The following is a 13,514-nucleotide window of genomic DNA, read 5'->3' as shown; positions in this document are numbered from 1 at the left end:
TGGTCTGAGGACTGGAGCTGGTCGAGGCCAATGCTGCATGGCTCTCAGTAGTGATTGCCAACTTTGCGGTGGTGCACTGCCGTGCTGGCGTCACTGTCGGACACATTGCCCTGCTCCACGACGGCATAGATGATCCAGTGGTCGGGACCTTCCATGCGCTGTTCCACGCGGCAACCCAGGTAGGCCAGGGCATCACTGAGCACCGGACCGCCATCGGCCGCACTGTCCAGCACATTCACGCCGGCGAAGCGATCGGCGCCGGGCGGAAAACGCTTGAGGAAATGACGCAGCAGTTGTTGGTGGTTGTCCTGACGCAGCACGTTGAGAACAAAGCGATCTCCCACTTGCATCAGGGCTTCGATGGCTCGGTCCTTGGCGACGGCGACCGTGAGGCCCGGTGGCTTGAAGCTGGCCTGGCTCACCCAACTGGCGACCATGGCGCTTCGGCGGCGTGATTCACCCTCTCCTTGGCTGGCAGTGACGACATAAAGCCCACCACTGATGCGGCCGAGGGCCTTGTCCAGCTCGCCGTCCAGGCTTTTCATCGCTGCGATCGTTTTGGCCTTGGTCAAGAGTTGGCCGAGGTCGGTTCCCGATTCCTCGCAGCGCTGGTAGTCATTGCCTTGGGGCAGCTGGCGAATCCGTAGCGGTGCAAACGCTTGCTTCTGGCCCTGACTGCGCAGCTGGTCGGCGACCGCATCGATCGGTTCGTCGTTACCGCCGAAGGCGTCATAGACCCCTACCAGCTGCTTGGGATGAAGGGCGGCCAGAAGAGTGCCGATCGATGCTTGCAGCTCGCTATCCGGTTGCGCCGGCCAGGTGGGTGCCACGACGGCTTTGGCATCGCCGATCAGTGCGGTTAATTCCTGTGGATCAGTGGCCCTTAGATCCACGAGCTGAACCTGGGCGTCTGCCTTGCCGATGCCATGCGCAATCGCCTGACTGATCCGGTCTGAAAAGCCGTATTGGCTGAGATAACAAACCGCCGCGTAGCTCTCCCCCTTGCTGCGCTGGCCGCTCCACTCGCGGTAGTCGCTCACCCAGTGGCTGAGGTGATGACGCAGCAGCGGTCCGTGACCGACGGCAATGGTGTTGATCTCAGGTAGACCATCCATCCGCTTCAGTGCCTGCAGCACGCTGCGGGCATTCGGCCCCATCAGGCAGTCGTAATAGAAGCGAAAGTCTGGGGCGATGGCGCCGGGATCACGATCGAAGACGTCGTCGGAGCAGTAATGCAGGCCGAAGGCGTCACAGGTGTAGAGGATTCCAGTGCCGTGGTCGAACGAGAAGATCGTGTCTGGCCAGTGCAGATTCGGGGCACTGAGGAACTCGATGCAGTGGTGCATGCCACTGTCGGCATTCGTGCCGAGATCAAGCGTCTCGCCACTCTTGACTGCGCGGGAGCTGAAGGGCCTGTGCACCTGATCTTTGAGGAACTGGAGCGCCACCTTTGAACCGACAATCTCGATGTCGGGATTGAGATCGATCAGATCACCGATCAGACCGGAGTGGTCCGGTTCGGTGTGGCTCACGATCAGGACATCAATGGCCTTGGGATCGATCTGCTCCTGAAGGAGGGGAATCCAGGTGTCGCGAAATTTGGCGTGGCTGGTGTCGATCAGGGCGGTGCGTTCACCGCGCACCAGAAAGCTGTTGTACGTGGTGCCGTTGCGCAGCCCGAATTCGATGTCGAAGCGACTGCGCTCCCAGTCGAGCGAGCGGATCGTGCTGGTGTCGGTTGCGATCGCTTCGCATTGCAGAGACAGTCGCGGAGCCACAGCAGAAGGGTCTGGACTGCTGAGGCTTGCCGTCACCATGGTCGAATCCTGTTCTGATCGAACTCTACGGATCTCCTTAGGTGAGCGGCGTTGGGGTCAGAGCAGCGGCAAGGCGGGGTAGCCAGTCGACCAGGCCCGGCACGGCGATGATGAACGCCAGTACGGCCACCTGCAGGCCAACGAAGGGAAGCGCCCCCCGATAAATGTCGCGTGTGCTCACTCCCTCGGGTGCCACGCCGCGCAGGTAGAACAAGGCGAAGCCGAATGGAGGTGTGAGGAAGGAGGTTTGCAGGTTGGCGCCGATCATGACGCCAAACCACACCAGGGCCTCCGGGCCCAGCAACTGTCGGGCTGCTGGTAGCAGGAGCGGTACGGCGATGAAGGCGATCTCGAAGAAATCGATAAAGAAGCCGAGCAGAAAGATGATCAGCATGCTGAACACCAGAAAGCCCACCCTGCCGCCAGGGAGGTTGAGCAGCAGATCGGAAATGAGTTGATCACCGCCGACGCCACGGAAGACCAGGCTGAAGGCGGTGGAGCCCATCAGGATCGCCATCACCATGGCGGTTGTGCGCATGGTGCTCTCACACACATTGGAGAGTTGCTGTCGGCTGAAGCCGCCATTGAGGGCGGCCAGCAGCATGGCGCCAACGGCGCCGATCACTCCCGCTTCGGTGGGGGTGGCGATGCCAAAGAAGATGCTGCCCAGAACGGCGAAGATCAGGGCAATGGGAGGAAACACCGACTGAATCAGTTGAAGCGGATGGCTAGGCCCGGCGGTGTTGGGGGGCAGTTGGGGTGCCAGTTCCGGTTTCAGGGCACTGATGACCAAGACATAGATGGCAAAGACAGCCGCCATCAGCAGACCGGGCAGTAGAGCGCCGATGAACAGATCGCCAACGGAGATTCCCAGTTGGTCTCCGAGCACCACCAACACGATGCTGGGCGGGATGATCTGACCGAGGGTGCCGGAGGCCACGATCACACCGGTAGCGAGGCTTTTGTCGTAACCGGCTCGCAGCATGGCGGGAAGGGAGATCAGGCCCATGGTTGTGACGGTGGCCGCCACAACGCCCGTGGTTGCTGCCAATAACGAGCCCACCAGCACCACGGCTAGGGCGAGGCCACCGCGCAGCCGTCCCAGCAGCCGACCCATGGTTTCCAGCAGCCGTTCGGCGATGCCCGAACTTTCGAGCATGGAGCCCATGAACACGAACGCAGGGATGGCGAGCAGCGTGAAGTTCGCCATGATCCCCAGGATTCGCTGAGGTAGGGCGGTGACGAACTGAGGCTCGATCTCGCCGCTCAGCATCCCCAGCAAGGCGAAGATCACCCCGATGCCCCCAAGGCAGAAGGCCACCGGGAAGCCACTCAGGAGGGCCACGATCAATGCCAGGAACATGCCGGGGGCGAGCACGGCGGAGGGGTCGAAGCTGATGACCCAGCCGAGAGCTTCGATCTCAATCACAGCGTTGTGCCTCCGTTTTGGTTCGTCTCGTCCGCTTGGGTGGTGGCGTTGGGGTTCCGTAGAGCCCAACGCAGGCGCAACGCTTCGGCAATGCCTTGAAGTCCCAGCAGCAGAAAGCCAATGGGAACAAGGGATTTCACCCAGGTGCGCGGCAGACCTCCTGGGTCAGGGGACATCTCGCCGATGCTCAAGGAACGGAGGGCCGGATCGATGGAGATCGCCATCACCCCAAAGGCGAAGGGCAGGAGCAACAGCAGGATTCCATTCAGTTCCTGGCGGTTACGGCGCCGTGTTGACCAGCGGCTTTGCAGCACATCCACGCGCACATGGCCCCCCTTCTGAAGGGTCCAGCCAAGGCCCAGCAGAAAGATCAGGTCGAAGAGATACCACTGGGCCTCGATCAGACCATTCGAGCTGAGATTGAGGCCGATGGCGGATCCCACATAGCGGCCAATTACATTCCAGATGCCAATGGCGAGCATCAGCAGAACGGCCCAGCGCGCCAGCCAAGCGGCCGCGGCATTGAGGCGATCGAAGCACCGCACCAAACCTGCTGAGAGGCCGCTCATGGGCTCACCTCGTCGGTGTTGGTGTTGAACTGCGCCAGCGGCAGTTCATTGATCCGGTTCCAGTTCAGAGTTTCGCGTCGGAAGAGACGCCAGCGTTCGAGCAGATCCCGAAAGCCAGGATCGTCTGCAGCCAGTTCCGCGAACATTTCACCAGTGGCTTCATGGGCCGCCTTGAGGATGTCATCGCTATACACCTCGAGCTTGATGCCCTGACGGCGGAGCCGCAGCAGCGCTTCGCTATTGCGTTGCTCATATTTGCTCAGCATGCCCAGATTCGCCTCGTAGCAGGCGGTGCTGAACATCGCTTTGTATTCCTCGGGAAGATCAGCCCAGGCTTTGCGGTTCACCAGAGCTGTGAGGCTGGGCCCCGGTTCCCACCAACCCGGGTAGTAGTAGTACTTCGCTGCTTTGGGCAGGCCCAGCTTCTCGTCGTCGTAGGGGCCGGTGAATTCGGCGGCATCAATGGCTCCCCGTTCCAGGGCCAGGTAAATCTCACCTCCTGGCAGCACCTGCACGTTCACCCCCAGGCGGGCCATCACTTTGCCCCCCAGGCCAGGGATGCGCATTTTCAACCCTTTGAGGGAGGCGAGGCCTTCAACCGGTCGTTTGAACCATCCGCCTAGCTGGCCGCCGGTGTTGCCGGCCGGAAAGCTCTTGGCCCCGAAATCGGCGAAGAGGGCGTCCATCGCTTCGTTGCCGCCCCCTTGATACAGCCAGGCATTTTGTTGCTGGGCTGAGAGGCCGAAGGGCACCGCTGTGCCGAAGGCGAAGGCAGGGTTCTTGCCTATGAAGTAGTAACTGGCGGTGTGGCCGCATTCCACTGAGCCGGCCTGCACCGCATCCAACACCTCCAGTCCTGGAACGATCTCGCCGGCTGCAAAGGGTTCAATCTGGAAGCCACCGCCACTCATCACCTCCACCCGTTTGCAGATGGTTTCGGCGCCTCCATAAATCGTGTCGAGGGACACGGGCCAGCTGGTGGCCATGCGCCAGCGCACCTGCGGCAGGCCGCTGCTGCGGTTGTGTTCGGCACGACGGATCGTGCAGGCACTCAAGGCTCCGGCTCCAGCTGCAGCGGCAAGCGCTTTTCCACTGGTCCGGAGCAGCTGCCGACGTTGCATGGCGTGCTCCTGCGTTGGTCGCCAGTGGCGGCGACGGTTGCTTGCTCAGAAGCTTATCGATCACCAACGAATCGGTTTTCTTTGTATCAAACAAAAACCCTCCGCCGAAGCGGAGGGCCGGATCGTTCTCCTGTCACCTGGGTGAGATCTCTTGGTGTTCTCATGCCTTGGCGTTCAGCTCTCTACCGTCACCGACACGGTGGTGCGGTTGTCGGCTTTGGCGGCCTGAATCTCGAGAATGCCATCGCGGTAGCTGGCCCGTAGTTGGTCTCGATCCAGTGGCTGACTGAACCGGAAGCTGCGGCTCCAGTTGCCTGGGCGGAACTCGCTCAAGAGTTGTTGAGGGTTGTTTTCGAGGGTGGGATCCACGCTGGCGTGGCGCTCGGCGCTAATCACAAGGCTGCGATCGGTGGCTTTCACGTCGATGGAGTCGCGATCGACACCGGGCAATTCGAGTCGCACGGTGTAACCGTCGGCATGCTCCAGCACTTCAGCTGCAGGCACACGTTCGGCCTGGGCCACCTGTTGCTCAAGACGCTCAAGTAGATCGAAAGGTGATTGACGAAGGGTGATCATGGATAGTCTCCAATGGTTGAAACAAACGGGGTGGTTCGTGTCACCCGCAACGTCAATCTGCGCAATTTGAATGAACCTGAGGAGTCGGAGAACCGTCCCTTTCGGTTCGGCCTAGACGACAGGGTTCGGTTGGTACGACAAGGTTGGTGTGAAAGCCGAAACTCATTTTTGATCAGGGCATTGGCTAATCACACTGCAATCACGAATGCAGTCAGGCTTCTTGTTGTTGTTGCTTAAAGCCAATGCCAGCTGGCAAAGGTTGCGGCTTGACCGCAGCGTTGTCCATTCAGATCCCAAAGGGTCCAGATACGGGCGTTGTTGATCACAAAGCGGTGCCCCTGGCTGTCGATGCGGATGCCGCTATAGCCCTGGTAGGCATCCTGCTGGCGGGCATTGCCCAGGGCTTGGGCCCGTTCGCGGCGTTCCTTCTCGGGTGCGGTGAGCCGCGAGGGCATCCCCACCATCTGCGCCCAGCGCCTTTGCCACAGCTTGAGGGCCGCAGCATTGGCATACACGAGGGCTGGGTCGCTGCTGTCGTTATGGGCTAGCACCGGCCACGGTGCAGCAAACAGCTCTTGGCAGCTCACCCTGGCGTTAGGGCTGCAGTTGTGCCGATTCGCCAGTAGCGGCCGCCTGAAGGCATGGCTGTGGGAGCGCCGAATCCGCGCAGCCCAGGCCCGACTGTCTGGGCTAAGCCAGGGTGCGTGCTGTTCAGCCACCGCCTGCAGTCATGGCGGCGATCAGCGCCTGTTGGCCGAGGGCCTGGCCCTGTGAGCGCAGATGGTTGAGGAACTGCTGTTTGGAGTTTGGGAAACGGGGTTCCTCTGCCAACGGCAGCTCACCGGCGGCATCGAGACCGGTGTCGCCTTCCATCGCCGGAGTGATCACCACCAAATCGGCATCGAGGCTGGCGTCGTATCGCCACCAGAGAGTGGGATCGAGCACCGCGGGGTGGGGTGGTGTGGGCTGCTCGTTGTCTGTGCTGACGGTGCTTTCGCTGGGATCAGAGGGGGCGTCTGCATGCTTTGCCGCTTCTGCGGCCAGGGTTTCCAGGGCCTTGCGGCGGTATTCAGCCAGGTCTTCCAGCAGTTTCGTGCGGGTACGACCTCGCAGTTGGAAGAGCACGAATGGGTCTTCGCTGAAGCGTTCCCCCATCAGGAAATAGACCGCACTGATGTGTTTGCAGGGATTGGCCTTGTCTGGACAGCTGCATTCGCTGCGTACTTCTTGCAACTTGAAGGGGAAGAGACGCCGGCCGCTGGCGGCGAAGGCTCGCTCAATGTCGGCTGGCATGATCCCCGCCAGCAGCTGGGCAGACCACCGCGCTTTTTGGGTGAGCGCTTCGAGCACATAGCGCCAGTCCTCATCGTTGAGAACGTCAAGCCAGAGTTTCACCTTGTAGGGATCTTCACCAGTGCCTTGCACCCGGGCATGCACGCGTCTGCCTTCGAATCGGATCGAGGTGACGTTGCCTTCGCGTGCATAGGTCCAGGCACGTTCCAACCGTTTCTTGTAGCGGTAGGAGTTGATCAGCTCCATCCACTGCTCCACCCACCAGGGCTGTTGCCCAAGCCCCTCATCGCCAAGGGAGGTGTTGATGCCGTGATTCGACGGTGTGATGGTCATGGGTCAGGAGTCCTCCAGGCTTACGAGTTCCTTCAGCTGGCCCATGTCCAGGCCGCCGAGCCAGTCTTCGCCGGAGCCGATGATGTCTTCGGCGAGCCGTGATTTCTCGCGGATCATGCGATCTATCTTCTCCTCCACTGAGCCGCTGGTGATGAATTTGTGCACCATCACCCGGTTGGTCTGGCCGATGCGGTAGGCCCTATCGGTGGCCTGATTTTCAACGGCTGGGTTCCACCAGCGGTCGATATGAAACACGTGACTAGCCCGGGTGAGGTTGAGGCCCACGCCTCCGGCCTTGAGCGAAAGCAGGAACAGTTGCGGTCCTCGGGGGTCTTCTTGGAAGCGATCCACCATCGCCTGCCGTTCGCTTTTGCTCGTACTGCCGCTCAGGAAGGGAACATCACTGCGCCAGCGCCGTTGCAGGTAGCCCTGGAGCAGATGGCCCCATTCGGCGAACTGGGTAAACAACAGGGCCCGATCCCCTGCTTCGATCACCTCTTCCAGGATCTCTTCCAGGCGTTGGAGCTTGGCTGAACGCTTGAGGAAATCGTCGTCGGGCTGCTTTTCCTTTAAAGCCAGGGCCGGGTGATTGCAGACCTGCTTCAGTTTGGTGAGCAGCCCCAGCACCTGGCCATGACGTTGACCGCGTGGTGCTCGTGCGATCGCGTCGAGCGTGTCTTCAACGGTTTTGGCATAGAGCGATTTCTGCTCCTTGCTGAGCCCCACCCATTCGCTCAGTTCCACTTTTTCGGGCAGGTCGGAAATGATCGCTTTGTCGGTCTTGAGTCGACGCAGGATGAAGGGTCCCACCCGGGATTTGAGATCGCGCAGTGATGACATGTCGCCATAGCGCTCGATCGGCATGCGATAGCGCTGGCGGAAGAAGTCTTCCTCCCCCAACACCCGTGGGTTGAGGAAATCCATCAGGGCCCAGAGTTCACTTACTCGGTTTTCCACTGGTGTGCCGGTGAGGGCGATGCGGAAACGGCTGCTGCGGCCGGGGCGGCCTAGATCCCTGGCAGCCATGCTCTGCTTCGCACTGGGATTCTTGATGGCCTGGGCTTCATCGATCACGACTCCTTGCCAGTCGATGCTTTCCAGCAGCTCGCTATCGCGTTGGAGCAGGCCGTAGCTGGTGAGCACCATGTCAATGTCCTTCAAGGATTTCTTGAGGGCCGCCGGGGAGGAAGGCCGGCGTGGCCCGTAGTGCTCCTTCACCATCAGTTCTGGTGTGAACGCGGCCGCTTCCCGTTTCCAGTTGGTTAGCACTGAGGTGGGGGCGACAAGCAGCACCGGTCGCTTCAGTTCCTGTTCGGCTTTGAGGTGTTGCAGAAACGCCAGCAGCTGGATCGTTTTGCCGAGGCCCATGTCGTCGGCCAGGCAGGCGCCTTGATCAAAGCGGTGTAGGAAGGCCAGCCAGCCCAGCCCGCGCTCTTGATAGGGCCTTAGCTGGCCACAGAACCCTTCTGGAGCCGGGAGCGGGTCTGGCGCTTTTTGCTGGTGGTATTGCTCGAGAACTGCCTGCAGACGAGGGCCGGCTTCAAGGCGATGCACCGGCAGCCGCATCAGAGTGTCGCCTTCTGTCGCCGTTAGGCGCAGGGCGTCATCGAGGCTGAGTTCTGGGTTGGCTGCACAGAACCGCTCGGCATTTTTGAGGTCGTTGGGACGCAGCTCGATCCATGCGCCTTTGTGCCGCACCAAGGGGCTGCGTTTACCCGCTAACCGCTCGAGTTCCCGCAGCGTCAGGGTGACGCCACCGATCATCAGCTCCCACTGCCAATCGAGGGTTTCTCCGAGCGTGAAGCCTCGGGATCGTTCGGGAAGTTCGGCTTTGATCGCCAAGCCAAGGCGGCTGGCTAGGCCACCGGAGAGGCTTGGAGGCAGCTCCACTCCCACACCCACATCGCGCAATTGGCGGGCAGCGGTGCGCACCAGCACAAAGGCTTCCGCTGGCGTGAGTTGCATGGCCTCGGGGGTGGCACTGTCGAGCCCTCGCTCGATCGGCGCGAACACGGTGAGGGCACGGCCCATGCCCTCCAGTAGCAACTCGCCGGGATGTTCCACCGCAATTTCACCCAGTTGCAGGCCCTGGGGTCCTGCCGCCCAGGCCACCCCTGCCGGCAGCTTCAGGGTTGGATCAGCTTCGGCCTGCAGAGCAAAGCGCAGTGTCCAAAGGTCCTCCCCGTCTTCAGGGGTTTCGAGTTCAAGACATGCCCTGGCGGCTGCCACATTGCCGGCCACGCCTTCGCGCCAATGGTTGCTGGCGGTGGCGAGTCGTTCGGCTTCTTCATCGTCCAGATGAATCACGCCCGTCTCAGAACCCAGGGCGTCCTGCCAGGCGCTGAGTAGAGGATCCAGTCCTTCTGTGTCAGGAGTGAATCCTGTACGCAGTTGGGCATCCACCAGGTCTTCCAGCAGGGTGGCGACCCGTAGGCGACCACTGCGGGGCCGGCAGCTGGCAACCGGGTTGGCGGCGCGCATGGCCTCCGGTCTTAAGCGTGTGGTGCGGTTGCTGCGTCGACCTGTGGGTTCTCGCCAGGGCAGGGCACAGGTGGCGACCAGAGGTAGACGGGCGGCAAGATCCTCCAGCCGGCGGCGGTCGTCTTCGCGGTTGAGCAGGGGCACCCAACGCGCCCTGTGGGGGTAGCCCTCACCTCTGCTTAATTCGACCTGGGGAATCCAGCGCCCCCTAGCGATCAGGCTGAGGGCCCAGCGCTGCATGTGGCTCCACCAGCGCAGTTCGTCGGCGAGGTCCGGGTGTCGACCCGAGAGGGGTAGGCGCGCGAGCCAGGCCGTGGCTGCTCCGGGTTCAATCGCCAAACCCTGCACCTGCCACGGCCACCATTCGGTTTGTTTGGGGATTGGCTCACCAGCCTGAAGAGGAAGTCCGGTCCAACCGTTGTCGTCTGACGCCGCTGCTTCGCCGCGCTTTCTGCGCGGCTTCACCGTGCGGCTCGGCAGGGTGAGGCAGGCCGTGGCATCAATGATGCCGTCGGGTAGGAGGTCGCGTTCGCTCAGCCAGGCCCGTAGGTCGTCGGGGCTGAGGCTGAAGGGATGGATCGCCGGCGTCGCCCCTGGGCCTGCTGGCTCGGCCACGCGCCAGGTATCCGCCCACACGAGGAGTGCAGGCCTCCCAGAGCTGGAGGGGGTTCGAATGGCGGGAAGCCAGGTGGCGTGCAGCAGGCTCATGGCCGCGACGCGGACAGCATGCGTTGGGTTCCGTGAAGCAGGAGTGCGCTACCGATCAACGGCAACCACGCCAATAGGAGTTCCACTACTAATGATGCCAGGGCATCTGCCCCGGCGAAAGGAGAGGGCAGGGTCATTCCCAGACTTCGGACGCCGCAGATCGCTCCCACAAGCCCTGCCTGGAGATGGGAGTCCTCGGGATCGACCCGTTCAAGATGAAAGGCCAACAACCCATAAAAGAGGCCGCAGCCGCTGGATCGCACAGCCATCTCGAGGCCAAAGGGCAGACCGATCAGTCCTGCTGCTAGGCCTGCGGTCAGGGCCCAACTGATCGACCGCCAGCGCAGGGCGGCACGGTTCAAACCCTGCGCGTCGGAGGGGCTCGGAGTGGTGTCAGGAAGCGGGGCGGCCAACGTCTGCGGCGGCTCAGGGGTGATCATGGCTGCTGGACCCGACTTTCCTGCCTGAATTCGCCATGGCTGTTGCACGATCGTCGCGCTCTGGTGCAGCGCGTCCCCGCAGCGGTGCCGAGATTCGAGCGGCGTTTCTCGATTTCTTCGAGCAGCGGGGTCACAAGCGGATGCCCAGTGCCTCTTTGGTGCCTGAGGACCCAACGGTGCTGCTCACCATTGCGGGCATGCTGCCGTTCAAGCCGATTTTTCTCGGCCAGCAGGAGCGACCTGCCCCTTGTGCCACGAGCAGTCAGAAGTGCATCCGCACCAATGACATTGAAAACGTGGGGCGAACCGCACGCCATCACACGTTTTTCGAGATGCTCGGGAACTTCTCCTTTGGCGATTATTTCAAGGAGCAGGCGATCCAGTGGGCGTGGGAGCTGAGTACCGGTGTCTTCGGTCTTGATCCGAGCAATCTGGTGGTCAGTGTCTTCCGTGAAGACGATGAGGCAGAGGTGATCTGGCGGGATGTGGTCGGTGTCAGTCCGAAGCGGATCATCCGCATGGATGAAGCCGACAACTTCTGGGCTTCCGGTCCAACCGGGCCCTGTGGACCATGTTCGGAGATGTATTACGACTTCAAGCCCGAATTGGGAGATGACGGCATCGACCTGGAGGACGACGACCGTTTCATCGAGTTCTACAACCTCGTGTTTATGCAATACAACCGCGACGCTGAGGGAACGCTCACGCCGCTGGCGAATCGCAATATCGACACTGGCATGGGCCTGGAGCGCATGGCCCAGATCCTTCAGGGCGTGCCGAACAACTACGAAACGGATCTGATCTATCCCCTGATTGAAACGGCTGCAGATTTAGCCGGGGTTGATTACACGACGCTTGATGGGAAGGGGCAAACCTCTCTGAAGGTGATCGGTGACCACAGCCGTTCTGTGGTGCAGTTGATCTGTGATGGAGTCACCGCCAGTAATCTCGGCCGCGGCTACATCCTGCGGCGGCTGCTCCGTCGGGTGGTGCGCCATGGCCGCTTGGTCGGCATTGGCAAGCCTTTCCTGACCACGATGGGGGAAGCCTCGATCGCCTTGATGCAGGAGGCCTATCCCCAGCTCGTGGAGCGTCGGGATGTGATCCTTGCCGAGTTGCAGAGAGAAGAGGCTCGTTTCCTTGAAACCTTGGAGCGAGGGGAGAAGCTGCTGGCGGAGCTGATCGCTGCTCATCCCAGCCAGATCACAGGGGCACAGGCCTTTGAGCTCTACGACACCTACGGCTTTCCGCTCGAGCTCACGCAGGAGATCGCCGAGGAGCAAGGGCTGGAGGTTGATCTGGCCGGATTTGAAACGGCGATGGAGGAGCAGCGCCAGCGTGCAAAATCCGCCGCGGTGAGTATTGACCTCACCTTGCAGGACGCCATTGATCAGGTGGCCGCCGAGCTGGAGGCCACGACGTTCCAGGGCTATGAGCTACTGGAGCAGAGCAGCAGCGTGCAGGCGCTGGTGGTGAACGGAGCTCCGGCTCAGAAGGCCGCTGCTGGTGATGCTGTGCAGCTGGTGCTTGATACCACCCCCTTTTATGGCGAGGGCGGCGGTCAAGTTGGTGATCGCGGTGTGCTGGTGGGCGATGGCCCAGATGGCAATGGCCTGATTGTTGAGATCGATGGCGTCAGTCGCAATCGCAGTGTGTTTGTCCACAGCGGACGGGTGGCCAGGGGCACCCTTGCGATTGGTGACGTGGTGCATGGTCAGGTGGATCGTGCCTGTCGTCGCCGTGCGCAGGCCAATCACACCGCCACCCATCTGCTTCAAGCGGCTCTCAAGCAAGTCGTCGACCCCGGCATCGGTCAAGCCGGTTCGCTGGTGGATTTTGAGCGTCTTCGCTTTGATTTCCACTGTCCTCGAGCAGTGAAGCCAGCGGAGCTGGAGCAGATTGAAGCCCTAATCAATGGCTGGATCAGCGAGGCCCATGCGTTGCAGGTAGAGGAGATGGCCATTGAGCGGGCCAAGGCGGCTGGGGCCGTGGCCATGTTTGGTGAGAAGTACGCCGATGTGGTTCGCGTGGTGGATGTTCCCGGAGTCTCGATGGAGCTCTGCGGCGGCACCCATGTGGCGAATACCGCAGAAATCGGTCTGTTCAAGATCGTGGCCGAGAGCGGTGTGGCTGCAGGGATCCGCCGGATTGAAGCAGTGGCCGGAGCTGCCGTACTCGCTTACCTGAACGAGCGGGATGCGGTGGTGAAGCAGCTAGGGGATCGGTTCAAGGCGCAGCCCGGCGAGATCGTTGAGCGGGTGACAGCGCTTCAGGAGGAGCTCAAAACCACCGGTAAAGCGCTCGCCTCTGTTCAGGCAGAGCTTGCGGTGGCCAAATCCGCTGCTCTAGCTGCGCAAGCGGTGGCTGTTGGAGATGCCCAGCTCCTCGTGGAGCGGCTGGATGGGGTCGATGGCACCGGCCTCCAAGGGGCAGCCCAAAGCTTGGCGGATCATTTGGGGGATGGTGCTGCGGTGGTGATCGGTGGCCTCCCCGATCCGGATGATCTTGGCAAGGTCATTTTGGTGGCTGCCTTCGGCAAGGTGGTGATCGCGAAGGGGCAGCAGGCCGGCAAGTTCATTGGAGCGATTGCCAAGCAATGCGGCGGTGGTGGCGGCGGTCGCCCGAACCTGGCCCAGGCCGGTGGTCGCGACGGGGCGGCCTTGGATGGGGCCCTTGAGGCAGCCCGGGAGCAACTGACCACGGCGTTGACTTGAATCTGGATGGCAACAGACGACCCATCGGACACC

10 protein-coding genes are annotated in these 13,514 nt (G+C 61.6%); 1 reads left to right on the top strand and 9 read right to left on the bottom strand.

What is annotated here, in order from left to right; genetic code table 11:
• Positions 1 to 44: 44 nt before the first annotated feature.
• The 9 genes from SIB72_RS03480 to SIB72_RS03440 form a co-directional block, all read right to left on the bottom strand.
• Positions 45 to 1,817 carry a diflavin flavoprotein gene (locus tag SIB72_RS03480; RefSeq protein WP_413744612.1) on the bottom strand — a complete coding sequence of 591 codons (1,773 nt, stop codon included), beginning with the start codon at positions 1,815 to 1,817 and terminating at the stop codon, positions 45 to 47.
• 37 nt (positions 1,818 to 1,854) lie between these two features.
• A complete protein-coding gene (locus SIB72_RS03475; RefSeq protein WP_413744611.1) occupies positions 1,855 to 3,246 on the bottom strand; it encodes a TRAP transporter large permease in 1,392 nt (463 codons plus the stop codon).
• Complete coding sequence (locus SIB72_RS03470) at positions 3,243 to 3,815, bottom strand: TRAP transporter small permease subunit (protein ID WP_413744610.1); 573 nt, start codon at positions 3,813 to 3,815, stop codon at positions 3,243 to 3,245. The genes SIB72_RS03475 and SIB72_RS03470 overlap by 4 nt, the downstream gene beginning before the upstream one ends.
• Positions 3,812 to 4,936 (bottom strand): TRAP transporter substrate-binding protein, encoded by a 1,125-nt coding sequence (locus tag SIB72_RS03465; RefSeq protein ID WP_413744609.1) that lies wholly within the window; start codon positions 4,934 to 4,936, stop codon positions 3,812 to 3,814. The genes SIB72_RS03470 and SIB72_RS03465 overlap by 4 nt, the downstream gene beginning before the upstream one ends.
• Before the next feature lie 174 nt (positions 4,937 to 5,110).
• A complete protein-coding gene (locus SIB72_RS03460; RefSeq protein ID WP_413744608.1) occupies positions 5,111 to 5,512 on the bottom strand; it encodes an Hsp20/alpha crystallin family protein in 402 nt (133 codons plus the stop codon).
• A gap of 233 nt (positions 5,513 to 5,745) precedes the next feature.
• Complete coding sequence (locus tag SIB72_RS03455) at positions 5,746 to 6,231, bottom strand: MEKHLA domain-containing protein (RefSeq protein ID WP_115120157.1); 486 nt, start codon at positions 6,229 to 6,231, stop codon at positions 5,746 to 5,748.
• Positions 6,224 to 7,138 (bottom strand): SWIM zinc finger family protein, encoded by a 915-nt coding sequence (locus SIB72_RS03450; RefSeq protein ID WP_115120155.1) that lies wholly within the window; start codon positions 7,136 to 7,138, stop codon positions 6,224 to 6,226. Before SIB72_RS03450 ends, SIB72_RS03455 begins: the two co-directional genes overlap by 8 nt.
• 3 nt (positions 7,139 to 7,141) lie before the next feature.
• Entirely contained in the window at positions 7,142 to 10,327 is a 3,186-nt protein-coding gene (locus SIB72_RS03445; RefSeq protein ID WP_413744607.1) for an SNF2-related protein, read from the bottom strand.
• Positions 10,324 to 10,767 (bottom strand): hypothetical protein, encoded by a 444-nt coding sequence (locus tag SIB72_RS03440; RefSeq protein WP_115019813.1) that lies wholly within the window; start codon positions 10,765 to 10,767, stop codon positions 10,324 to 10,326. The genes SIB72_RS03445 and SIB72_RS03440 overlap by 4 nt, the downstream gene beginning before the upstream one ends.
• A gap of 35 nt (positions 10,768 to 10,802) precedes the next feature.
• On the opposite strand from SIB72_RS03440, the gene alaS reads away from it, so the two are divergent.
• Positions 10,803 to 13,481 (top strand): alanine--tRNA ligase, encoded by a 2,679-nt coding sequence (gene alaS / locus SIB72_RS03435; RefSeq protein WP_413744606.1) that lies wholly within the window; start codon positions 10,803 to 10,805, stop codon positions 13,479 to 13,481.
• Positions 13,482 to 13,514: the final 33 nt, after the last annotated feature.

This window comes from Synechococcus sp. MIT S9451 (assembly GCF_047304725.1).
Lineage (GTDB): Bacteria > Cyanobacteriota > Cyanobacteriia > PCC-6307 > Cyanobiaceae > Synechococcus_C.
Note: the sequence above shows the minus strand (reverse complement) of the source record. Positions and strands in the feature narration are given on the sequence as shown.

Coding starts and splice junctions, on each gene's coding strand:
- SIB72_RS03470 (WP_413744610.1), bottom strand. CDS start 3,815: ATGAGCGGCCTCTCAGCAGGTTTGGTGCGGTGCTTCGATCGCCTCAAT.
- SIB72_RS03450 (WP_115120155.1), bottom strand. CDS start 7,138: ATGACCATCACACCGTCGAATCACGGCATCAACACCTCCCTTGGCGAT.
- SIB72_RS03480 (WP_413744612.1), bottom strand. CDS start 1,817: ATGGTGACGGCAAGCCTCAGCAGTCCAGACCCTTCTGCTGTGGCTCCG.
- SIB72_RS03440 (WP_115019813.1), bottom strand. CDS start 10,767: ATGATCACCCCTGAGCCGCCGCAGACGTTGGCCGCCCCGCTTCCTGAC.
- SIB72_RS03445 (WP_413744607.1), bottom strand. CDS start 10,327: ATGAGCCTGCTGCACGCCACCTGGCTTCCCGCCATTCGAACCCCCTCC.
- SIB72_RS03465 (WP_413744609.1), bottom strand. CDS start 4,936: ATGCAACGTCGGCAGCTGCTCCGGACCAGTGGAAAAGCGCTTGCCGCT.
- alaS (WP_413744606.1), top strand. CDS start 10,803: ATGGCTGTTGCACGATCGTCGCGCTCTGGTGCAGCGCGTCCCCGCAGC.
- SIB72_RS03460 (WP_413744608.1), bottom strand. CDS start 5,512: ATGATCACCCTTCGTCAATCACCTTTCGATCTACTTGAGCGTCTTGAG.